We start from the raw sequence: 19,941 nt of genomic DNA on the forward strand, positions 1-19,941 counted from the left end.
TTCATGGCCCTGCTGCGCAGCTACGTTTCCGGCCGGTGGCACACGCCGCAGGACGCGGGCAGGCCACTGCACGACGCGGCGACCGGCGAGGAGGTGGCCCGGATCTCCGCCACCGGCGTCGACATGGCGGCCGCGCTGGACCACGGGCGGCGTACCGGCGGCCCCGCGCTGCGCGAGCTGACCTTCCACCAGCGGGCGGCGCTGCTCAAGGCGCTCGCCTCGGAGCTGCGCGAGCACCGCGAGGAGCTGTACCAGCTCTCCCTGCGCACCGGGGCCACGCTCGGGGACTCCAAGTTCGACATCGACGGCGGCATCGGCGTGCTGTTCGCCTACGGCAGCAAGGGCAGGCGCGAACTGCCCAACGACACCGTGTACGTGGACGGCGCGGTGGAGCCGCTCGGCAAGGGCGGGACCTTCCTCGGCCAGCACATCGCCACCCCGCTGCGCGGCGTGGCCGTGCAGATCAACGCGTTCAACTTCCCGGTGTGGGGCCCGCTGGAGAAGTTCGCCCCCGCCTTCCTCGCCGGCGTGCCCAGCCTGGTCAAACCGGCCAGCCAGACCGCGTACCTGACCGAGCGGCTGGTTCGGCTGATCGTGGACTCCGGGCTGCTGCCGGAGGGCACGCTGCAGCTGGTCTGCGGCAGCGCGGGCGACCTGCTGGACCACGTCACCGAGCAGGACCTGGTCTCCTTCACCGGCTCCGCGGACACCGCGCAACGGCTGCGCACGCACCCGGCCGTCGTGCGAGGCGCGGTCCGGTTCAACGCCGAGGCCGACTCGCTCAACCTGTCCGTGCTCGGCCCGGACGCGAAGCCCGGCACCACCGAGTTCGACCTGTTCGTCAAGCAGCTCGTCACCGAGATGACGGTGAAGGCGGGGCAGAAGTGCACCGCCATCCGCCGCGCTTTCGTACCGGCCGAGCTGGCCGATGACGTGGCCGCGGCGGCCGCCGAGCGGCTGGCCAGGGTGACCGTGGGCAACCCGGCTTCCGAGGGCGTGCGGATGGGCGCACTGGCCAGCCTCGAGCAGCGCGAGGAGGTCCGCCGCTCGCTGAAGGCGTTGCTGGACGCGGGCAGCGTGGTCTCCGGTGACCCGGAGCGGGTGGACGTGGTGGACGCCGACGCCGAGCGCGGCGCGTTCGTCTCCCCGGTCCTGCTGCGTGCCGCTGACCCCGAGCGGGCCGAACCGCACGAGGTGGAGGCCTTCGGCCCGGTGTCCACCCTGCTGCCCTACACCTCCACCGAGCAGGTCATCGAGCTCGCCGCCCGCGGCAAGGGCAGCCTGGTCGGCTCCGTGGTGACCGGGGACGCCGAGTTCGCACGGGAACTGGTGCTCGGCGTCGCGCCATGGCACGGCAGGCTGCTCGTGCTGGACGCCGAGGATGCCAAGGAGTCCACAGGGCACGGCTCGCCACTGCCCGCGCTGGTGCACGGCGGGCCGGGGCGTGCGGGCGGTGGCGAGGAGCTGGCCGGCATCCGTGGCGTGCTGCACCACATGCAGCGCACCGCGGTGCAGGCGAGCCCGACAGTGCTGGGCGCGGTCACGAATCGCTGGGTGCCCGGCGCGCCGCGGCAGGAGGGCGAGCACCCGTTCCGCAAGTCGCTTGCCGAGCTGAAGGTCGGGGACACCGTGGTCGCCGGGCCGCGCACGGTGACCCAGGAAGACGTCGACCACTTCGCCGAGTTCACCGGGGACACCTTCTACGCGCATACCGACGAGGCCGCGGCGCGGGAGAACCCGCTGTTCGGCGGCATCGTGGCGCACGGCTACCTGGTGGTGTCCTTCGCCGCCGGGCTGTTCGTCTCCCCGGAACCCGGCCCGGTACTGGCCAACTACGGGTTGGAGAACCTGCGCTTCCTCACCCCGGTCAAGCCGGGCGACTCGCTGACCGTGACGCTGACCGCCAAGCAGATCACCCCGCGGGTCGATGCCGACTACGGCGAGGTGCGCTGGGACGCGGACGTGACGAACGGCGAGGGCGAGTCGGTCGCCAAGTACGACGTGCTCACCCTGGTCGCCAAGGAGCAACGCCAGTGACTGAACCGAACGACCTGGAACGCCACTTCGAGCACACGCTCGAGAAGGACCAGCGCCTGGAACCCCGGGACTGGCTGCCGGACGGTTACCGCAAGACGATGATCCGGCAGATCGCGCAGCACGCGCACTCGGAGATCATCGGCATGCAGCCGGAGGGCAACTGGATCACTCGCGCGCCTTCCTTGCGCCGCAAGGCGATCCTGCTGGCCAAGGTGCAGGACGAGGCGGGGCACGGGCTGTACCTGTACTCCGCGGCGGAAACGCTCGGGGCTGACCGCACCGACCTCACCGAGCGGCTGATCAGCGGGCGGCAGAAGTACTCCTCCATCTTCAACTACCCGACGCTGACCTTCGCCGACGTCGGGGTGATCGGCTGGCTGGTGGACGGGGCGGCGATCTGCAACCAGGTTCCGTTGTGCCGCAGCAGCTACGGCCCCTACGCCAGGGCGATGATCCGGATCTGCAAGGAGGAGTCCTTCCACCAGCGGCAGGGCTACGAGCTGCTGATGACCATGATGCGCGGAACGCCGGAGCAGCGGGAGATGGTGCAGGAGGCCACCGACCGCTACTGGTGGCCCTCGCTGATGATGTTCGGCCCGCCGGACGGCGACTCGCCGAACACCGAGCAGTCGATGGCCTGGAAGATCAAGCGGCACACCAATGACGAGCTGCGCCAGCGGTTCGTCGACATGACCGTGCCGCAGGCCGAGGCGCTCGGCGTCACCCTGCCCGATCCGGAGCTGGCCTGGAATCCCGAGCGCGGGCACTACGACTTCGGTGAGATCGACTGGGGCGAGTTCAAGGAGGTGCTGCGCGGCAACGGCCCGTGCAACACCCAGCGGGTCGAGTGCCGCCGCCGCGCGCATGAGGACGGCGCGTGGGTGCGCGAGGCCGCCACCGCCCATGCCGCCAAGCACACGACCAGGGAGGCCGCCGCATGAACCCGCCGGAAAGCCCTGAACGTGGCGATCGCGACGTTGAACGTCGCGAACGTGGCGTTTGGGACGTTGAACGTCCGGAAAGCCACGTTCAGGGTCCCCGGGCGGGGTGGCCGCTGTACGAGGTGTTCGTGCGGGGCAAGCGCGGGTTGAACCACGTGCATGTCGGTTCGCTGCACGCGGCCGACGACCAGATGGCGCTGCGCAACGCCCGCGACCTCTACACCCGCCGCAACGAGGGCGTGAGCATATGGGTGGTGCGGGCGACCGACATCACCGCGTCGAGCCCGGACGAGAAGGACCCGTTCTTCGCCCCGAGCGGGGACAAGGTCTACCGGCACCCGACCTTCTACGAGATCCCCGACGACGTCCCGCATATCTGAGAGCCAAGCACTGATCATGGCTTTTGACAACGCCTACGAGGCGATCACCGAGGAGAACGACTCCCGCTGGGCCTTCGGCACCGGATTCGAGGATCCACTGTCCGGTGTGGACACGACCGTGCCGGGCGGGGTGGACGGATCGGATCTCGCCGCCTACTGCCTGATGCTCGGGGACGACGCGCTGGTCATGTCGCACCGGTTGCAGGAGTGGTGCACGCGGGCGCCGGAACTCGAGGACGAGGTGGCGCTGGCGAACATCGGGCTGGACCTGCTCGGGCAGGCGCGGTTGCTGCTGGCCAGGGCGGGGAAGGCGGACGGAACCGGGCGCGGGGAGGACCATTACGCGTTCCTCCGCGCCGAGCACGAGTTCCGGAACGTGCGGCTGGTCGAGCCGGGCAACGGGGACTTCGCCTACTCGATGGCGCGGTTGCTGGTGTTCGCCACCTGGAGGCTGTCCCTGCTGAGTGGGCTGACCGGGTCGCGTGACCCGGTGCTGGCCGCGATCGCGAGCAAGGGCGTCAAGGAAGTCGCCTACCACCGCGACTACGCCGCGCGGTGGGTGGTCCGGCTGGGCGACGGCACCGAGCTGTCCCGGCAGCGTATGCAGGCCGGCCTGGACGAGGTGTGGCCGCTGGTCGGCGAGCTGTTCGGACCGCACGAGGTCGAGCTGCGGCTGGCCGAGGCCGGGATCGGGGTCGATCCGCGGCCGCTGCGCGCCGAGTTCGACGAGGTGCTGGCGCGGGTGTTGCCCGCGGCCACTCTGGAGCGGCCGGAACGCGGCGAGCTGGGCCGGGTGGCCGGGAAGGCGGGCCGGGACGGGGTGCACACCGAGACGATGGGCTACCTGCTGGCCGAGTTGCAGAGTGTGGCGCGAGCCCATCCGGAGGCGACATGGTGACCCTCACCGATGCCCGGTCGATCGCCGAGACGGTGACCGACCCGGAACTGCCGATGATCACGCTGGCCGCCCTCGGTGTACTGCGCGAAGTGTCCGTTGTGGACGGAAAGGTGATCGTGTCGATCACGCCCACCTACACCGGCTGTCCCGCGATGGACACCATGCGCGACGACCTGCTGCGGGCGCTGACCGGGGCCGGGTATGCCGAGGTCGAGGTGCGCACGGTGCTGCATCCGCCGTGGTCAACCGACTGGATCACCGCGGAGGGCAGGCGCAAGCTGGCCGAGGCCGGTATCGCGCCACCGGGAGCGGCGCCGAAGCGGGCCGGGGGGCCGGTCCCGCTGAACCTGGCAGCCCCGGTGCGGCTGGTGCGCTGCCCGCGCTGTGACTCGCCGGACACCGAGCTGCTGTCGGAGTTCAGCGCCACGGCGTGCAAGTCACTGCGCCGGTGTGTCGCGTGCCGGGAACCCTTCGAGCACGTGAAGGAAATCTGATGGGCGTGCCCGTGAAAACCCGCCGCCGTACCGGGTTCCACTCGCTCACCGTCGCGGAGGTGCGGCGGTTGTGCGCGGACGCCGTGGCGGTGACCTTCGAGGTGCCACCGGAACTGGCCGCGGAGTTCGAGTTCCGGCCAGGGCAGTCGCTGACCCTGCGCCGCACCGCGGACGGCCGGGAGGAGCGGCGCAACTACTCGATCTGCGCCCCGGCAGGCGACCGGTTGCGGATCGGCGTGCGCGAGGTACCGGGAGGGCTGTTCTCCGGCTGGCTGGTGCACGAGGTGCGGCCGGGGGACGAGATCGAGGTGCAGCCGCCTGCCGGGAGCTTCACCCCGGACCTTGATCAGCCGGGGCACCACGTGCTCGTCGCGGCCGGTTCCGGCATCACCCCGGTGCTGTCCATCGCGGCCTCCCTGCTGCGCAACCCGGAGGTCCGCGTCACCCTGCTGTACGGGAACCGGCGCGCGGACACGGTGATGTTCGCCGACGATCTCGCCGACCTGAAGGACCGCTGGCCGAGCCGGCTGGAACTGGTGCACGTGCTGTCCAGGGAACCGCGCGAGGCGGAGCTGTTCACCGGGCGGCTGGACCCGGCCAAGCTGCGCGCACTGCTCGGTGCCCTGATCCCGGCGGAGCGGGTGAAGCACTGGTGGTTGTGCGGGCCGCATCCGATGGTGACCGGCGCGCGGGAGGTGCTCGCCGAGGCAGGTGTCCCACGCGAAAGGGTCCACACAGAACTGTTCTATGTGGACGATATTCCACCGGATCCGGTGCGTCGCGAGGAGGTCGAGCCCGAGGGCGGCGGTGGCGAGGTCACCGTGGTGCTGGACGGCCGCTCCACCACGGTCGCGCTGCCGCCGGACACCACCGTGCTGGAGGGTGCCCAGCGTGTCCGCCCGGACCTGCCGTTCGCCTGCAAGGGTGGGGTGTGCGGAACCTGCCGGGCGATGGTGGTCGACGGTGAGGTGCGTATGCGGCGCAACTTCGCGCTGGAGGAGTCCGAGATCGCGGCGGGCTTCGTGCTGACCTGCCAGTCCCTGCCTGTCAGCGAGCAGGTCGCGGTCGACTACGACGCCTGAGCTCCGGCGAGGGCTGAGCAACGCGGGGGATTCCCCGGGGGTGGCCGGGGGCTGGCCGGGTTCCGGAAGGGGCTGCCAGGGCGTGAGCCTTGCCGGTATGACAGACGTGACCCGACGGCGAATCCCGGAGATCGACGTCGTGCGCGGGTTCGCGCTCGCCGGCTTGCCTCTGGTGAATCTCATGCTCACCGTCGGCGAGAATCGCTACCCGGATCCTGACGCCTTTTCCGCTTTCGTGTACCACGATCTCGTATATCAGCGCTTCCTCAGCATATTCTGCTTCCTGTTCGGGGTGAGCTTCGCGCTGATCCTGCGGTCGGCGTCCGGGCGAGCGGAACGGCCACGGCTCGTACTGGCACGACGGCTGGTCGTGTTGCTCGCGATCGGCATCGTCCAGCTGCTCGTACTCGACGGGAACCTCCAGCTCGCGGTGTATGCCGTGCTGGGCCTGGTCGTGCTGCTGCCGTTGTCCTACCTGCCCCGGCACGTCCAGTTGGTGGTGGGCCTTGCCCTGCTGGCGGCCTCGATGCCGATCGTGGAGCCCGATCCGGAGCACGCAGGAAACCCGCTGAAGGTCCTTGCCGAGTGGAGCGGCCTGCTTGCCATCGGGGCCTCGACGGTCCGCTACGGCATCCATGCCGACCTGGCCCGGCGTGGGAGGCAACTCCGAACGGCACTACTCGTCTCGGTGACGCTCGCGGTCATCAGCAACCTGCTACGGCTGGATCCGGCGAACGTGCTCGGTTCCGTGCTGGCGGAAATCCGGCTGCTGTCCACATCGGCGACCTACGTGGTCGCCTTGCTGCTCCTGCTGCGTACCCGCGCAGTCACGGCGTTGAGCGCGGTGTTTGCCCCGCTCGGCCGGATGGCCCTGACCTGTTTCCTCACCCAGGCGGCCGCGGCGATGGTGTTCGCCGCTCTGGTCGACGTGCGCGGCTGGAACTACGCCGCCGTGACCTTCGGGTGCACGACGGCCTTCGTGGTGGCGCAGGCCGCCGTGTGCGCGTGGTGGTTGCGCCGCTACCGGTACGGGCCGGTCGAATGGCTGTGGCGCTGCGCGACCTGGCTCGACGTCGTGCCGATGCGCCGGACGGATCTCGTCCGCTGACGGCGCCGGACCCCCCGATCGGCTTAGTTGACCCGTGAGTAGGTAGCTCGCTACATTCACCGGAATGATGTGTCATTCCGATCAATGGTGATGGGAGCACGAGATGGGCGGGTTCACCCTGCGCGGCGGCCGGAGAGCCCTGGTCGTCGCCGCCTCGGCGGTCGTGTCGATGGGGCTGGCGGTCGCCCCAGCACAGGCGGGAAGCATCTGGGACGGGTACGGGCCGTGGGGTCCGTACGGGTTCGGCAAGCAGCCGGTTCTCGGTGAGTCGATCCCGCCGGGCGAGCCGCTCGGGAAGTACGACAACGCCGACTTCGACGGCGACGGCGTGCGCAACATCGCTGACAACTGCCTGCTGGTGCCCAACTCCGACCAGGCACCCGCGGTACGGCGGGGGAACGCCATCGGCCCTCGGGACATGCTGCGCCTCGCGGCGGACTGGAAGGTGGACAACCCGCAGGCGCGGTTCCGTACCGACGCCGAGCTCGGTGCGGCCTGCTCCGGCTACGACAAGAACTACCTGCGCACGACCCGCGCGCTGATCCACGCCTCGGACCAGCGGAAGATCGAGATATTCGAGTTCCTCGGCCAGTCCGGGCCGATGTTCGGCGGCTCGCCCGCGCCGATGTCCAGCGATCCCGCCCCCGGGCCGGGCAACCTGGCGACCTCGTTGCCGATGTGTTCGAGCAAGGAGAAGATCGCTGAGCTGCCGAACTGGATCCTCAGCGGGTTCACCGACCCGGGCAGCGGCATCATCGATCCGTTCGTCGAGCTGCTGCCGCAGCAGTTCACCGACTGCGGCGGGACCGGCTGGATCCGGGCGATCGAGGACTCCGGGATGTACTGGGGCTGGGCAGGTAAGCGCCTGTACACCAACGAGGACGGCGGTCGGATCACCAACCGGTTCGTGGCAGGCCTTACCGAGTTGCCGGGCTTCGACGAGTTCGCGGGCGGCCCGCTGGGCAAGCTGATCAGCCAGGGCCTGCCGATGCTGTTCCCCGCCGGTACCGGGCAGACCTTCCAGGGTCTGATCTTCCGCGGGAAGTCCTATATAGACGGAAACGACGCGATCGTGATGGACTGGCGCGGCCCCAAGGCGTTCCCGGCGAACTTCGAGTTCGGCGACAACGGCTACCTGATCTACGACGAGTGCCGGGCCATCCAGACGGGGGTGTACCACTGCACGGCCGTTGTGGACGCCGTGGTCGGCGAGAGCCGGATGACCTGGCAGGAGGGTTACATGCCCTGGGTCATCAAGGGGCCGCCCTCGATCGAGGAGTACCTCGCGGCCACCCGGTAGCTCAGGGCTCCGGAGTGTTGGCGTCCCGCAGCGTCCGCATCGCCTCGGCAAGCGATGCGGACGCCGCGGGCCCGAGGGGTTCGAGCACTCGGCGGCGCAGGATCTCCGCGCAGGCGTGCCGTGCGCGCTCGGCCACGTCCCTGCCGTGCTCGGTCAGCACGACATAGGTGACCCGGCGGTCCCGCTCACTGGGCGCCCTGCGGATCAGGCCCGCGGCGACCAGCCGGTCGGCCACCTTGGTGAACCCGCCGCTGGACAGCGCGGCCTCGCCGGCCAGCCGGGTCATCGGCATCCGGCACTCCGGCGAGCGGATCAGCCGGACCAGGATGTCGAAGGAGGCCGGGGCCAGGCCGAAGCGCTCGGCGATCTCGCCCATCAGGCGTTCCTGAGTGGCCAGGTATCCCTCGATCACCAGGCCCCACCAGGTCACCATCTCGTCGTCATCGGTACATGGATCGGGCACGGGTGCAGTCTAACCCAACTCTCTCGCGGGAATATATCTTGCACGCGAGAGAGTTGCTGGTTAGCGTTGGACGTATCCGCAAAGGAGCCCGCGATGACCTTCGAGACCAGCGGCCTGCACCACGTCACCGCGATCGGCGGCGACCCGCAGGGCAATGCCGAGTTCTACCTGCGCACCCTCGGGCTGCGGCTGGTGAAGACCACCGTCAACTTCGACGACCCTGGGACCTATCACCTCTACTACGGTGACGGCTCCGGCCGGCCCGGCACGCTGCTGACCTTCTTCCCGTGGAGGGACGCCCCGAGCGGCCGGCGCGGCATCGGGCAGGCCACCACCACCGCGTTCTCCGTGCCGGAGGCCTCGATCGGCTGGTGGGAGCGGCACCTGCGGGAGCGGGGTGTGCAGACCAGCCGGGTGGTGAACCGGGACGCCGAGGACGTACTGACCCTGCGCGACCCGGACGGCCTCGCGCTGGCGCTGGTGGCGCACCCGCAGGGCGACCCGCGGGACCCGTGGGACAACGGGCACGTTCCCGCCGAGCACGCGATCCGCGGGCTGCACTCGGTGACCCTGTCGGTGTCCAGGGAGGACGCCACCGCGGGCATGCTCACCGAGGGCCTCGGCCTCAGCTTCAGCGAGCGGGACGGCAACCGGTTCCGCTTCCAGGCCGGCGCCGGCGGCCCCGGCGCGCTGGTGGATGTGCTGGTCACCCCGGATGCCCCGCACGGCCTGGTCGCCGCGGGCACCGTGCACCACGTCGCCTGGCGTACTCCGGACGAGGACACCCAGGCGGCGTGGCGGGAGGAACTGGTGGACCGCGGGGTGCAGGTGACCTCCGTCCTGGACCGGCAGTACTTTCGCTCGATCTACTTCCGGGAGCCCGCGGGCACCCTGCTGGAGGTGGCCACGGACGAGCCGGGCTTCGCGATCGACGAGCCGCTGCTCGAGTTGGGCCGCGCGCTGAAGCTGCCGCCGTGGCTGGAGCCGAACCGCGAGCAGATCGCGGCCGCGCTGCCGAAGCTGGACCTGCCCAGCGAGAACAACCCGGAGTCACGGTCGTGAGTGGACTGTCCTTGGAACATCGGTTCGTCGAGGGTGATCCGGCGGCGCCGGTGCTGCTGCTCCTGCACGGCACCGGCGGCGGCCCGGAGGACCTGCTCGGGCTCGGCCGCGAGCTGAGCCCGGCCTCGCCGCTGCTCGCCCCGGCCGGGGCGGTGTCCGAGCACGGTGCCGTGCCGGCGCGCCGGTGGTTCCGCCGGCTTGCCGAGGGCGTGTTCGACACCGAGGACGTGATCGCCCGCGCCGGGCAGCTCGCGGACTTCCTGCTCGCCGCGCGCGCGGAGTACGGCCTGGCGGGGCGCAGGCTGGTGGCGGTCGGCTTCTCCAACGGTGCCAACATCGCCGCCGCGACCGTGCTGCTGCGACCGGACGCGCTGACCGAGGCGGCCGCGTTCGCCGCGATGCTGCCGGTGCCCGACCCGCCGCGGCACGACCTGCGGGGCAGCAGGGTCTTCCTCTCCGGCGGCGAGCACGATCCGATGGCGCCGTTGCCCTCGGCCGAGGAGCTGGTGCGCGTGCTGCGGGATCGTTCGGCCGAGGTGACCACGCACCGGCATCCCGGCGGGCACCAGGTCACGCCGGAGGGGGTGCGCGCGGCGAAGGAGTGGCTGACCTCCGGCTGAGCGCGGAGTCGTTGCTACGGTGTCCTGTCATGGACGTGCTCGTGGTCGACCACCCGCTGGCCAAGGCCAGGCTCTCCACCATGCGTGACGCTCGCACGGACAGCGCGAACTTCCGCGCCGCCCTGCACGAGCTCACCATGATGCTGATCTACGAGGCCATGCGCGACGCGCCGGTGACCAGCGAGCGGATCCATACCCCGGTGGCGAGGACGGACGGCTACCGGTTGGCCAACCCGCCGCTGCTGGTGCCGGTGCTGCGCGCCGGGCTGGGCATGGCGGACGAGGCACAGAAGCTGGTCCCGGACGCGCGGATGGGGTTCGTCGGCCTGGCCAGGGACGAGGAGACCCTGCAACCCACGCCGTACATGGTCTCGCTGCCGGACAGCCTCGCCGACCAGCCGGTGTTCGTGCTGGACCCGATGCTGGCCACCGGCGGGTCGATGGAGTACACGATCCGGCTGCTCACCGAGCGTGGCGCCACCGATGTCACGGCGATCTGCACGCTGGCCGCGCCGGAGGGCGTGGAGCAGCTACGCGGGTCCGGGCTGCCGGTACGGGTGGTCACCGCGAGTGTGGACGAGCGGCTGAACGACTCCGGGTTCATCGTCCCCGGCCTCGGTGACGCAGGGGATCGGCAGTACGGCGCCGTCTGAGGGAGCGTCCGAGAACCGCTGGGGTCTGTGGTGGGAAGTGGAAGAACGCGCGTTCCGGACCAGCACCGAGCTACCGGCACCAGCCTTCGGCGTTGGCGCGCAGTGCGATCTCGTATGCCTTGCTGACGCCCAGCCCGGCCTGCTCCGGGATGTTGCCGTTCAGCTCGAGTGACACCAGGCCGTGCACCAGTCCCCAGCAGCTCACCGCGATGACCTCGGGCGGCTCCTGCCGCAGCACCCCGGCCTCGATCCCGGCGCGCACGGTGGTCAGCAGTGGTTCGAGGGTGGAGGAGGCGAGCTCGCCGGCCTCCTCGTTGGGCTCGAACCCGGGCACGGCCGTGGTGAACATGATCGAGTACAGGTGCGGGTCGGCCAGCGCGCTCTCCCGGTAGGCCAGACCCAGCCGGACCATGTCCACCACGGTGTCGCCGGTGGGCTCGACCGCGGACATCCGGGCCCCGAAGCGGCGGAACCCCTCCACGAACAGCGCGTTCACCAGGTCCGGCTTGCTGCCGAACAGCGAGTAGACCGCCGTGGTCGAGGTGTCCACCTCCGCGGCCAGCTTGCGCAGGCTCAGCGCCTTGGGGCCCTCCGTGGACAGCAGCTCGCCCGCACGGTCGAGCAACCGCAGCCGCAGGGCCTCATCGTGTGTCTTCGGGCGGGGCATACCCCGCAGGATATCGCAACGTTGTTACCAAACCGGCTGAGGTGCCGCGGATCGGATTTGACCTGGAGTGCACTCCAGGTCGTACTGTCGCCGGCATGAGCTACTCGATAGCGGAAGCCGCGCGACGTAGCGGACTGTCGATCGACACCCTCCGGTACTACGAGCGCATCAAGTTGCTGGAGCCACCCGCCAGGGACGCGGCGGGCAGGCGCGCCTACTCCGACACCGATCTCACCTGGCTGGAGTTCCTGACCAAGTTGCGCACCACCGGCATGCCCATCCGGCGCATGCGGGAGTACGCCTCGTTGCGCGAGCACGGGACCGCCAGCGCGGGCCGCCGCAAGGCGATCCTGGCCGAACAGCGCGGCGCGGTGGCCGCACGCATCGCCGAGCTGCAGGCCTGCATGCAGGTGCTCGACTACAAGATCAGCAACTACGAGCAGATCGAATGCGCGATGGCCGATGTGGCCACGCAGGAGGCGGAAACACGGGGGGTACCGGCGTGAGCGCCGGAGAAGGAGCCGAAGCATGAGCCTGCCGACACGCAAACTCGGGGAGCTGACCGTCAGCGCGCAGGGGCTCGGCTGCATGGGGATGAGCCAGTCCTACGGCGCGGGCGACGACACCGAGTCGATCGCCACCCTGCGCCGCGCGGTCGAACTCGGGGTGACGTTGCTGGACACGTCGGTATCAACAGTTTAACTCCAGGTGCCCGTAGCCGCTACGGGGCGCCTGAGCAGGGGAAACACCGTAGCGCCCTATGATCGGTCCTAGATTGTGACGCCTGCCCGTTGGGCGAGCTTGGTCAGTGTGGGGTTGCTCCGCTTGTGCAGCGAGATCAGGACCCGCATGAGTTCCCGGCTGGTCGGGTGGACCTTGGACATCTGCGGGGCAACTTCCCAAGCGCTCACCAGAGATTCAAGGGCGTCGTCACGGTTTCCAAGAGCTAGCTTGGCCCTGGCTACGTTCATATGTAGGGGACCGATCCGGGTTGCTGGCAGAGTCAGTGGACGGCGGGTAAGGCTCTCCATTGTGTCGAGCGCCGTTCTATGTTGCTCTAAATCTACCGTCGTCGCTATCTGATGTATAGCTGTATTCTCCGGGCCGAAATGAATCCCATGAACGTCTACGTCTTCGGAAAACTCCTCGGCTACCCGCCAAGCGGCGGCTATATGCCGTTCGGTTTCCTTCTTGTCACCCGCCCGGCCGGCGAGCGTCAAGCCGCGAAGGTGCAGCAACCCCAAACCAAGTGCTCTATCTCTACCGTTTAGCTTCTCAGCCTGAACGACAGCACGCTCAATTATCGCCAATCCTCCCGCGAAGTCTCCTGAATTAAGGAAAGCTCCAGCTTCGTCCCGTGCAGCAACGATCTTGAGTAGTGGATTGGCTCGTTCAGCGGCAGCATGTTGCTTCAACACAGCCAAGTCGGCAAGATCCATCCAACGATGGCGAGCGGCGAGCCAATATATCGTACTGTAGATGTCCGCCACCATTGCCCACGCTTCAGGGGAACCGTTTGCGTGCGCGAAGTTTGTTGCCTTGGCGAGAAGTCCTGGCGTCTTTTCAAGAACTTCTCGTAGCTTGGCATCGGAGCGGAGTCGAGTTAGTTCGACTAGATCACTTTTCAGGATTTCCGGATTATTAGGCGGTTCTCCCGGAAGGTCGAACCGTCGTATTGTTGACCGCAGTTGTTTAAGGAGCTCGTCATTGTCTTCTTGAATGCGTGTCTGCCCGAGCAGTTCATTGAGCCCTACGCCCATTGCTCGGGCTAAAGCAGCGGCTACGCCCTGGTTAAGCGCACGGTCGCCCACTTCGATCTTGCTCAGTAGGGAGACGGACACTCCCGCTTCGCGGGCTAGCTTGGCCTGGCTCATGTCGCGTGCCTTGCGGAGGATGGCGACATTCTTACCTGGCCCCGGCGTATCTGCGCTGGTCATCGGCGTCACCCTCTCCGTGGCAGTTACCTACCACTATGGTCCCAAATGCTGTGACCATGCGCTAACCGCTTGTGCAAGATCTGTGCAAACCCGCTGGTAGCAGCATCCCTAACGTTAAGTAGGCGGATGCGGCCGGGTGGTGATCACTCCCTCGGAAGCGCCTACGGAGTGTGGGGCGCTGTGCCAACGGTTGTAGCCCGCGATGGTGGGTGTCTGGTGTCGGCTTCTCCCCCGGTCGGTGCCGCGCCCGCCAGCGGACAGAGGTACGCAGGGGCGCGCTCCGGGTAGCTCGCAGTGCCCGGTGTCGGTGCCTCTGTCCGCCCTACGGCAGCGGACTCCGGCCGGTGCGTGCCCGCATCGCGTGTCGGCCGGAGTCCGTGTCCACCCGGACGGCTACGGAAACGGCAGGGCATGAGCGACGACCCGATGACGGTGGAGATCACCGAGCGGTTCTATGTGCGGTCGGTGCTGTATCGAGGTCATCTACCGGCAGTCGTGATCGGTGACGGCACCGACGAGTTTGTGTTGTTCGCCGGAGCACGGCGGTATGACGCGCAGTTGGGCAAGGAATTCGCGTGGAATCTCGTTGCCGCCGCTGTCGGTTTCGCTGGTATGTGCAATCGGCTACTCACTGCCGTGTCGTCGTGTTGGCCGACCGATGACTACGAAGCGGGAAGTGGGACGGAATGATTACCAGCGAGGAAGCATTCGCTATCCGGCAGACAAGGGCACAGTGTACTCAGTGGCGTACTAGCCGATGCCCTGCTGGGTGTATGTGTAGTTGGCAACCGTGGCGTTCGCCGGTTCCTGAATCGGAAATCAGCGGTCTCGGACCGGCTACTGAACGGCCAGAAGGGGGACGGCCGTGACGGTCCGCATCACCGAGATAGCCGTACGGAAGCGGACCGGCGGTAGATCTGGCTGCGGCATTCGCGTGAACCAACATCAAACGGCCTACGGAACGGCCGGAACTGTCAGACCGTCTGAACACGGTCGAGGGCAATCTAACGGAAACGGAAGGAAGTCACGGTGAGCGGTTACACCTCGGTGTCCGGGGGATCGATTGGTGTCCAGCCGTCCGGTAGGCCGAGATCGGTGCGGGCGGCCTGGACGTAGCGCTTACGTGCCTGGTGTACGACGCCCAGGGCGTCGTCGAGCGGGGTCTGATCCGCCGCGCCCACGGAGTTGCCGTATCCCGGTCGGCTCTCCGTCCGGAGCCGACTCATCGTCCCGATTAGGTCTCTCACAGCACGGACGAGCTCGGTGAGTGCCTCGACGGTGCCGCTGGTCGCGAGGAACGCGGCGTGCCGGGCGTGGTGCTCGAAGGTCTCGTATGCGTGGTCGAGTGTGGGTTCGGCGGGCCAAAGCGGCGTCGTCACGATGGCCATCGCGGCGATGTCTACCTGCGGATAGACCTCGACCCTCGCGCGCATAAGGGACTCGGCCGGTTTCCGGCGGAACATGTAGCTACCCCCATCCATCGGTGGTGTCGAGGTCACTGGCCTGCACGTAACGGGGCTCGGGCGGCTCACCACTGCTCGCCTTGTAGGCGAGCAGTGCCGCCGCGTGCGCGAGCAGATCGGCCTCGGCCCGCAGTTGGTTGGCACGTGCGCGGAGTTGGCGGACGGTCGCATCGATTTCCGCAGTTTCGTGCCGCTCGGGGTCGACTATCATGCTCACACCGTAGAGCACCGGCCACCCCGCTCGACCTGTCGGCATCAACAGTTAGCTCCGATGAGACAGAGGGCTCTAGGAGCTTCTGACCAGGGGGAACACCCTAGAGCCCCATGGGAAGCTCTCGGGGTTCCCATGCGCCGGTCATCGGTGTTCGTGGCGCGGGCGGGGTGATCACCAGATCGCGGGTTAGGGGTGTGAAGTCGCCGCGAAGGTGGCGGTCGATGTCGGTCTCCCGCACCTGACGGTGCAGGGTACCGGCCTCGGCTGGGCCAATACCGGGGTCGCACCACCGGTGCCGGCACGATGCGGTCTCGCACACCAAGTGGGCCGACTGCGTGATCGCGATCGGGTCGCCGCCGCCGCAGACGGGGCAGGTGATCGTGCGGAGCCCGGCGGCCGGGTCGCCCGCCACGGCGTCGACCGTCACGGGGCCGTGGATTATCACCGCAGTGTTGTACGGGCTGTCCGGGTCGCTCATCACGTCCATAGCTGGGAAGGGTAGCCCTCGACCGGCTACGGTGCAGCTACCCACCGAGAAGTCCGCACTTCCAGTACCTGCCGGGCCACCGGGTCCGCGACGGCCAGGCGCTGTTGCACCTCGGGGTCGTCCTCGCGGAACTCCTCGATGAGCCCGAGTAGGGGCCAGCCGACCACGGCGGCATCCATAGCCCGGATAGCCGTGTCCAGGGCGTAGGGCAGCGCGGGGTCGCCAGTGTCCTCCGGCTCGATCATGCTGGGGCCGGGATCATGGTTGAGTGACCACCACAGGCGCATCGCGGGATCTGGTACCGGCTCGTAGCTCTGCGGGTCGGGCAGCGTGTGGCCAGCCCGGCGTAGCACGTCGGCGAGCGTGGCCGTCATCGCCGTCCACTCCCGCCTGCACCGCTCCAGCTGTGCCTGCGCCCGGTCTCGCTCGGCGTCCCACGACCAGTCCTCGTCCAGGCTCGGTGCGGGCGAGCGCGGTGGCGGCGGGACCGTGCGATAGGCCGCCAACCAGGTGAGGATCTCTCGCTCTGTGACCTCGCGCGGGGGCGTGCCCTCGGCAAGGCTGACCACGTAGTGCAACAGCACCCGCCCGGTCAGCTCGGTCTCCTGCCCCGGCCGCGTGCCCACGACGTTCGACCAGTGGGTCATCGCCGAGGCGGCGGTCTCCACCGCCTCCCGCCACGTGCCCTCGTCCCCACCAACTAGCTGCTCCACACGCTCACGCACGCTCAACATGCGGATACCGTAACCGGGCGCTGAGCTTCGCGGGAGGGGACCGACACCATCCCAGGCACCTGGACCAGTGGTCCCCTGAAGGGCTTTCCCCGATAGCTTCGGAGGGACCGGTCCTCCCGGTCGTGACTGCTTCAGTCCTGCGTGTCCGCCCAGCTTGCACGGCCGGGCACGGTGGCCACCTGCGCCTTCGGTACCCTCAATCGTCCGAGGTGACAGCGAGTACGCAGCACAGGAGACGAGAGTGGAGAAGCACAGCACACCTGCCGGGCGCGAGAGGTGGGTGCGTGCGTGGGCCGAGGACGGTGTTTTTGAAGCCGATCACCAGGACACCGAGCGCCCTCGCCGGATGGTGGTCAGCATGTTTCCGTACCCCTCCGGCGACCTACACATGGGGCACGCCGAAGCGTACTCGATCAGCGACACCGTGGCCCGGTACCGCCGGATGTGCGGCGACAATGTACTCAACCCCATTGGGTGGGACTCATTTGGCCTGCCTGCTGAGAATGCAGCGCTGAAGCGCAACCTCGATCCGCGTGAGTGGACGTACGCCAACATCGACGTGCAGGCCGAATCATTCCGCGACTTCGGCATCTCGTTCGATTGGCGGGCTCGACTCCATACCTCCGATCCCGAGTACTACCGCTGGAATCAGTGGATCTTCCTTCGCATGTTCGAACGCGGCCTCGCGTATCGTAAGGCCGCGCCGGTCAACTGGTGTTCCAAGGACGAAACGGTCCTTGCAAACGAGCAGGTCATTCAGGGGCGTTGTGAGCGTTGCGGTACCGTCGTTGAGCGTCGAAACTTGACGCAGTGGTTCTTCCGTATCACCGCATATGCCCAGCGACTCCTTGACGACATGGAGCAGTTGAGCGGCAGTTGGCCCGAACAAGTCCTGCTTATGCAGCGCAATTGGATCGGCCGATCCGAGGGTGCGTATATTGACTTCTCGGTGAATGAGTCCGACGAGACCATTCGGGTCTTTAGCACACGGCCGGACACTCTCTATGGTGCATCGTTCATCGTTATTGCTTCGGATTCCGACCTTGCAGACCGTATCTGCCAGCAGGATCGCAAGGCCGAACTCGATTCCTACCGGGAGCAGATTGGGTCCGCAACGGATATCGAAAGGCTTGCTGCTGACCGTCCCATGACCGGTGTGTTCATCGGTCGGTACGCCGTAAATCCGCTCACTGGTGAGTCACTGCCGATCTACGTCTCTGACTACGTGCTCGCCGAGTACGGGACAGGCGCGATTATGGCGGTACCGGCGCACGACCAACGCGATCTTCGGTTCGCGCAAGAGAAGCACCTTCCTATTCGAGTAGTTATCGATAGTCCCCACGATCCGGAAAGCACCGGAACCGCCTATGAGGGCGACGGCACGGTCGTCAATTCTGGAGAGTTCACCGATCTTCCGAGCGACGAAGCGCAAAGCCAGATCATTGCCGAGCTCGAACGGCGCGGTGCGGGCGAAGGTACTGTAACCTATCGTCTGCGCGATTGGCTCCTGTCTCGCCAGCGCTACTGGGGAACGCCTATTCCGATTATTCACTGTCCCTCGTGCGGTGAAGTTCCGGTGCCTGACGATGATTTGCCAGTCGAGTTGCCGCAGAGTGGCTATCAACTGCGTCCTGGCGGAGGTAAAGCACCTCTCGAAAGTGCTACCGAATGGGTTAACGTCGATTGTCCACGCTGCGGGCAGGCAGCGAAACGGGATACCGACACGATGGACACATTTGTTGACTCTTCATGGTATCCGCTGCGCTATGTGAACCCCCACTATACGGATGGCCCTTTCGATCCGGCGGCGGTTGAAAAATGGCTTCCCGTGGACATCTATGTCGGCGGTATTGAACATGCGATCCTGCACCTTCTCTACGCGCGATTCTTTACGAAGGTCTTTCATGACCTCGGTCTGGTATCCTTCGTGGAACCCTTCACGTCGTTGATCAATCAGGGCCAAGTCATTATGAACGGCAAGGCCATGAGCAAAAGCCTGGGGAATCTGGTCAACTTGCAAGAGCAGATTGCCGCCTACGGGCCTGACGCCGTGCGTATCACGATGCTGTTCGCCGGCCCACCGGAGGACGACATTGACTGGGCCGATGTCTCTGCGTCGGGCTCCGTGAAGTGGCTCGGACGAGTCCAACGGGTTGTCGCGGACGCAACCGCCTTTTCCTCCAGCCGCCACGCGGCGGAGGAGGACACAGACCTGCGGCGCGATATCCATAGGCTCATCAGTGAAGCGACCGAGGCGATGGAACGGTACCGCTTCAACGTTGCCATCGCGCGCCTGATGAGCTTGACTTCCCGGCTGCGTAAGGCGCTTGACTCAGGGGCACACGCCCGCGAAGTGGTGCTAGAAGGCACGAACGCCCTCGTGACGATGCTGTCGTGTTTCGCGCCGTTCGCCGCAGCGGACGCATGGGATACACTCGGGAACCCGCCTTACGTTGAGCACGCTCCTTGGCCGCGGGCCGACGACGATCTCCTGGCGGGCGAGCTCGTTACTGCGGTCATCCAGGTGTCGGGCAAAGTCAGGGACCGAATTCAGGTGCCAGCCAACATCAACGAGGAGGAGTTGCGCGAACGTGCGTTGGCCTCCGAGAGGGTAATCAAGGCGGGCCAAGGCGCGGAGATCAAGAAGGTCATCGTTCGAGCGCCCAAACTCGTGAACATCGTTTTTTCCTGATTTCGTGCTCCTGACTTACAACGGCTCTGGCAGGTCGCGGCTACGTCACTAGTGCCGCGACCTGCCCGGCGGCGCCTCTGATGTCCCCGTAGCGTTCGCCAGGAAGTTCGAACCCGGTCGCCGAGCGAGCCAGCCGCGCCAGCGTCGCAATGCCCTCTTCATGTGTCACTCCGCCTGGCCGCTGGGAGTCCAGCAGGGCTCGCAACAGCGCAGGGCTGTCCATCTCCCGTGGAGTCTGTACGCCGCTGTTGCTGGGGCGTAGAGCACCGACGCTGGAGACCGCCGCCGGAATGTTCGAGATAAGGTCCGGATGCTTCGTCCATAGGGACCGTGCGGCCTTGCTGCCGTCCACCCACGGTCCATCACCGTTGACAAACGGCTCGACCACACTACCGCGGCGATGTATGAACACGTCCTCATCCGCCAGGAGGCGATACCCGTGTTCTAGGCAAAGCTCCGAGGACAGCGTTGTTTTACCGAAACCCGACTCGCCGAGGATCACGACGGCACGCCCTGCCCGGTCGCTGACGGCCGCCCCGTGCAGCCGGACAAACCGGTCGGCCAGTGGCGCAAGCTCTACCGGCGGAAAGGGCGGATCTGCGGACTTCCAAGAGGTTCCGTTAGGAAACTCATAGGAATACAATTCGATTCCTTCGAGCGGTTCACCGTGCGCTTCGGTCCTGCTTCGAATGAGGTGCCGTGTCAGTTG

General features: G+C 67.4%; 22 protein-coding genes and 1 pseudogene. 15 read left to right on the forward strand and 8 right to left on the reverse strand.

The window, feature by feature from the left end; genetic code table 11:
• Positions 1–3 precede the first annotated feature (3 nt).
• The 8 genes from paaZ (at position 4) to FB471_RS21990 (ending at position 8,240) form a co-directional block, all read left to right on the forward strand.
• Positions 4–2,037 carry a phenylacetic acid degradation bifunctional protein PaaZ gene (gene paaZ / locus FB471_RS21955; protein ID WP_142000285.1) on the forward strand — a complete coding sequence of 678 codons (2,034 nt, stop codon included), beginning with the start codon at positions 4–6 and terminating at the stop codon, positions 2,035–2,037.
• Positions 2,034–2,978, forward strand: a complete 945-nt coding sequence (gene paaA / locus FB471_RS21960) for a 1,2-phenylacetyl-CoA epoxidase subunit PaaA (RefSeq protein WP_142000286.1) — start codon at positions 2,034–2,036, stop codon at positions 2,976–2,978. Before paaZ ends, paaA begins: the two co-directional genes overlap by 4 nt.
• A gap of 113 nt (positions 2,979–3,091) precedes the next feature.
• Positions 3,092–3,358: a 1,2-phenylacetyl-CoA epoxidase subunit PaaB gene (gene paaB, locus FB471_RS21965; RefSeq protein WP_142002283.1), complete on the forward strand. Its 267-nt coding sequence runs from the start codon at positions 3,092–3,094 to the stop codon at positions 3,356–3,358.
• A 16-nt stretch (positions 3,359–3,374) separates the two neighbouring features.
• Positions 3,375–4,256 (forward strand): 1,2-phenylacetyl-CoA epoxidase subunit PaaC, encoded by an 882-nt coding sequence (gene paaC / locus FB471_RS21970; RefSeq protein ID WP_142000287.1) that lies wholly within the window; start codon positions 3,375–3,377, stop codon positions 4,254–4,256.
• Positions 4,250–4,750, forward strand: coding sequence for a 1,2-phenylacetyl-CoA epoxidase subunit PaaD (gene paaD / locus FB471_RS21975; protein WP_142000288.1), 501 nt, complete (start codon positions 4,250–4,252; stop codon positions 4,748–4,750). The genes paaC and paaD overlap by 7 nt, the downstream gene beginning before the upstream one ends.
• A complete protein-coding gene (paaE, locus tag FB471_RS21980; protein WP_142000289.1) occupies positions 4,750–5,832 on the forward strand; it encodes a 1,2-phenylacetyl-CoA epoxidase subunit PaaE in 1,083 nt (360 codons plus the stop codon). The genes paaD and paaE overlap by 1 nt, the downstream gene beginning before the upstream one ends.
• 97 nt (positions 5,833–5,929) lie before the next feature.
• Positions 5,930–6,940 carry a DUF418 domain-containing protein gene (locus FB471_RS21985; RefSeq protein WP_142000290.1) on the forward strand — a complete coding sequence of 337 codons (1,011 nt, stop codon included), beginning with the start codon at positions 5,930–5,932 and terminating at the stop codon, positions 6,938–6,940.
• Between the two features lie 103 nt (positions 6,941–7,043).
• Positions 7,044–8,240, forward strand: coding sequence for a thrombospondin type 3 repeat-containing protein (locus FB471_RS21990; RefSeq protein ID WP_142000291.1), 1,197 nt, complete (start codon positions 7,044–7,046; stop codon positions 8,238–8,240).
• Between the two features lies 1 nt (position 8,241).
• Here FB471_RS21990 and FB471_RS21995 read toward each other — a convergent pair whose 3' ends face one another.
• Entirely contained in the window at positions 8,242–8,673 is a 432-nt protein-coding gene (locus tag FB471_RS21995) for a MarR family winged helix-turn-helix transcriptional regulator (RefSeq protein WP_142002285.1), read from the reverse strand.
• A 123-nt stretch (positions 8,674–8,796) separates the two neighbouring features.
• Between FB471_RS21995 and FB471_RS22000 the strand changes: the two genes are divergently transcribed.
• From FB471_RS22000 to upp, 3 genes are read left to right on the forward strand one after another with little or no spacing between them, the layout of a single operon-like run.
• Positions 8,797–9,765, forward strand: a complete 969-nt coding sequence (locus FB471_RS22000) for a ring-cleaving dioxygenase (protein ID WP_142000292.1) — start codon at positions 8,797–8,799, stop codon at positions 9,763–9,765.
• Positions 9,762–10,385: an alpha/beta hydrolase gene (locus FB471_RS22005; protein ID WP_142000293.1), complete on the forward strand. Its 624-nt coding sequence runs from the start codon at positions 9,762–9,764 to the stop codon at positions 10,383–10,385. The genes FB471_RS22000 and FB471_RS22005 overlap by 4 nt, the downstream gene beginning before the upstream one ends.
• A 29-nt stretch (positions 10,386–10,414) precedes the next feature.
• Complete coding sequence (upp, locus tag FB471_RS22010; protein WP_142000294.1) at positions 10,415–11,038, forward strand: uracil phosphoribosyltransferase; 624 nt, start codon at positions 10,415–10,417, stop codon at positions 11,036–11,038.
• A gap of 70 nt (positions 11,039–11,108) precedes the next feature.
• On the opposite strand, the gene FB471_RS22015 is transcribed toward upp, so the two are convergent.
• Positions 11,109–11,705 (reverse strand): TetR/AcrR family transcriptional regulator, encoded by a 597-nt coding sequence (locus FB471_RS22015; RefSeq protein WP_142000295.1) that lies wholly within the window; start codon positions 11,703–11,705, stop codon positions 11,109–11,111.
• Between the two features lie 95 nt (positions 11,706–11,800).
• Here FB471_RS22015 and FB471_RS22020 point away from each other — a divergent pair, with 95 nt between their 5' ends.
• Both FB471_RS22020 and FB471_RS22025 read left to right on the forward strand, forming a co-directional pair.
• Complete coding sequence (locus FB471_RS22020; RefSeq protein WP_142000296.1) at positions 11,801–12,211, forward strand: MerR family transcriptional regulator; 411 nt, start codon at positions 11,801–11,803, stop codon at positions 12,209–12,211.
• A gap of 22 nt (positions 12,212–12,233) precedes the next feature.
• Positions 12,234–12,392, forward strand: a pseudogene (locus FB471_RS22025) (aldo/keto reductase); the annotation flags it as partial.
• 83 nt (positions 12,393–12,475) lie between these two features.
• On the opposite strand, the gene FB471_RS22030 reads toward FB471_RS22025, so the two are convergent.
• Positions 12,476–13,642 (reverse strand): helix-turn-helix domain-containing protein, encoded by a 1,167-nt coding sequence (locus FB471_RS22030; RefSeq protein ID WP_142000297.1) that lies wholly within the window; start codon positions 13,640–13,642, stop codon positions 12,476–12,478.
• 411 nt (positions 13,643–14,053) lie between these two features.
• On the opposite strand from FB471_RS22030, the gene FB471_RS22035 reads away from it, so the two are divergent.
• The gene (locus tag FB471_RS22035; RefSeq protein ID WP_142000298.1) at positions 14,054–14,332 is read left to right on the forward strand and encodes a hypothetical protein; all 279 of its coding nucleotides are present in this window, start codon (positions 14,054–14,056) and stop codon (positions 14,330–14,332) included.
• A 347-nt stretch (positions 14,333–14,679) separates the two neighbouring features.
• On the opposite strand, the gene FB471_RS22040 is transcribed toward FB471_RS22035, so the two are convergent.
• From FB471_RS22040 to FB471_RS22055, 4 genes are all read right to left on the reverse strand, one after another.
• On the reverse strand, positions 14,680–15,123 hold the full coding sequence (locus tag FB471_RS22040; RefSeq protein WP_142000299.1) for a hypothetical protein: 444 nt from the start codon (positions 15,121–15,123) through the stop codon (positions 14,680–14,682).
• Entirely contained in the window at positions 15,110–15,316 is a 207-nt protein-coding gene (locus tag FB471_RS22045; RefSeq protein ID WP_142000300.1) for a hypothetical protein, read from the reverse strand. Before FB471_RS22045 ends, FB471_RS22040 begins: the two co-directional genes overlap by 14 nt.
• 103 nt (positions 15,317–15,419) lie before the next feature.
• Positions 15,420–15,806, reverse strand: a complete 387-nt coding sequence (locus tag FB471_RS22050; protein WP_142000301.1) for a hypothetical protein — start codon at positions 15,804–15,806, stop codon at positions 15,420–15,422.
• A 26-nt stretch (positions 15,807–15,832) separates the two neighbouring features.
• Positions 15,833–16,540, reverse strand: coding sequence for a hypothetical protein (locus tag FB471_RS22055; RefSeq protein ID WP_142000302.1), 708 nt, complete (start codon positions 16,538–16,540; stop codon positions 15,833–15,835).
• Positions 16,541–16,781: 241 nt separating this feature from the next.
• Here FB471_RS22055 and leuS point away from each other — a divergent pair, with 241 nt between their 5' ends.
• The gene (leuS, locus tag FB471_RS22060) at positions 16,782–19,232 is read left to right on the forward strand and encodes a leucine--tRNA ligase (protein ID WP_142000303.1); all 2,451 of its coding nucleotides are present in this window, start codon (positions 16,782–16,784) and stop codon (positions 19,230–19,232) included.
• A 40-nt stretch (positions 19,233–19,272) separates the two neighbouring features.
• Here leuS and FB471_RS22065 read toward each other — a convergent pair whose 3' ends face one another.
• Positions 19,273–19,875: a phosphoenolpyruvate carboxykinase (ATP) gene (locus tag FB471_RS22065; protein WP_142000304.1), complete on the reverse strand. Its 603-nt coding sequence runs from the start codon at positions 19,873–19,875 to the stop codon at positions 19,273–19,275.
• Between the last annotated feature and the right edge of the window lie 66 nt (positions 19,876–19,941).

It is taken from the genome of Amycolatopsis cihanbeyliensis, from assembly GCF_006715045.1.
In the GTDB taxonomy this organism is placed as follows: Bacteria; Actinomycetota; Actinomycetes; order Mycobacteriales; family Pseudonocardiaceae; genus Amycolatopsis; species Amycolatopsis cihanbeyliensis.

Coding starts and splice junctions, on each gene's coding strand:
- paaZ (WP_142000285.1), top strand. CDS start 4: ATGGCCCTGCTGCGCAGCTACGTTTCCGGCCGGTGGCACACGCCGCAG.
- paaC (WP_142000287.1), top strand. CDS start 3,375: ATGGCTTTTGACAACGCCTACGAGGCGATCACCGAGGAGAACGACTCC.
- paaD (WP_142000288.1), top strand. CDS start 4,250: ATGGTGACCCTCACCGATGCCCGGTCGATCGCCGAGACGGTGACCGAC.
- paaE (WP_142000289.1), top strand. CDS start 4,750: ATGGGCGTGCCCGTGAAAACCCGCCGCCGTACCGGGTTCCACTCGCTC.
- FB471_RS21985 (WP_142000290.1), top strand. CDS start 5,930: ATGACAGACGTGACCCGACGGCGAATCCCGGAGATCGACGTCGTGCGC.
- FB471_RS21990 (WP_142000291.1), top strand. CDS start 7,044: ATGGGCGGGTTCACCCTGCGCGGCGGCCGGAGAGCCCTGGTCGTCGCC.
- FB471_RS21995 (WP_142002285.1), bottom strand. CDS start 8,673: ATGGTGACCTGGTGGGGCCTGGTGATCGAGGGATACCTGGCCACTCAG.
- FB471_RS22000 (WP_142000292.1), top strand. CDS start 8,797: ATGACCTTCGAGACCAGCGGCCTGCACCACGTCACCGCGATCGGCGGC.
- upp (WP_142000294.1), top strand. CDS start 10,415: ATGGACGTGCTCGTGGTCGACCACCCGCTGGCCAAGGCCAGGCTCTCC.
- FB471_RS22015 (WP_142000295.1), bottom strand. CDS start 11,705: ATGCCCCGCCCGAAGACACACGATGAGGCCCTGCGGCTGCGGTTGCTC.
- FB471_RS22020 (WP_142000296.1), top strand. CDS start 11,801: ATGAGCTACTCGATAGCGGAAGCCGCGCGACGTAGCGGACTGTCGATC.
- FB471_RS22030 (WP_142000297.1), bottom strand. CDS start 13,642: ATGACCAGCGCAGATACGCCGGGGCCAGGTAAGAATGTCGCCATCCTC.
- FB471_RS22035 (WP_142000298.1), top strand. CDS start 14,054: ATGAGCGACGACCCGATGACGGTGGAGATCACCGAGCGGTTCTATGTG.
- FB471_RS22040 (WP_142000299.1), bottom strand. CDS start 15,123: ATGGATGGGGGTAGCTACATGTTCCGCCGGAAACCGGCCGAGTCCCTT.
- FB471_RS22045 (WP_142000300.1), bottom strand. CDS start 15,316: ATGATAGTCGACCCCGAGCGGCACGAAACTGCGGAAATCGATGCGACC.
- FB471_RS22050 (WP_142000301.1), bottom strand. CDS start 15,806: ATGGACGTGATGAGCGACCCGGACAGCCCGTACAACACTGCGGTGATA.
- FB471_RS22055 (WP_142000302.1), bottom strand. CDS start 16,540: ATGTTGAGCGTGCGTGAGCGTGTGGAGCAGCTAGTTGGTGGGGACGAG.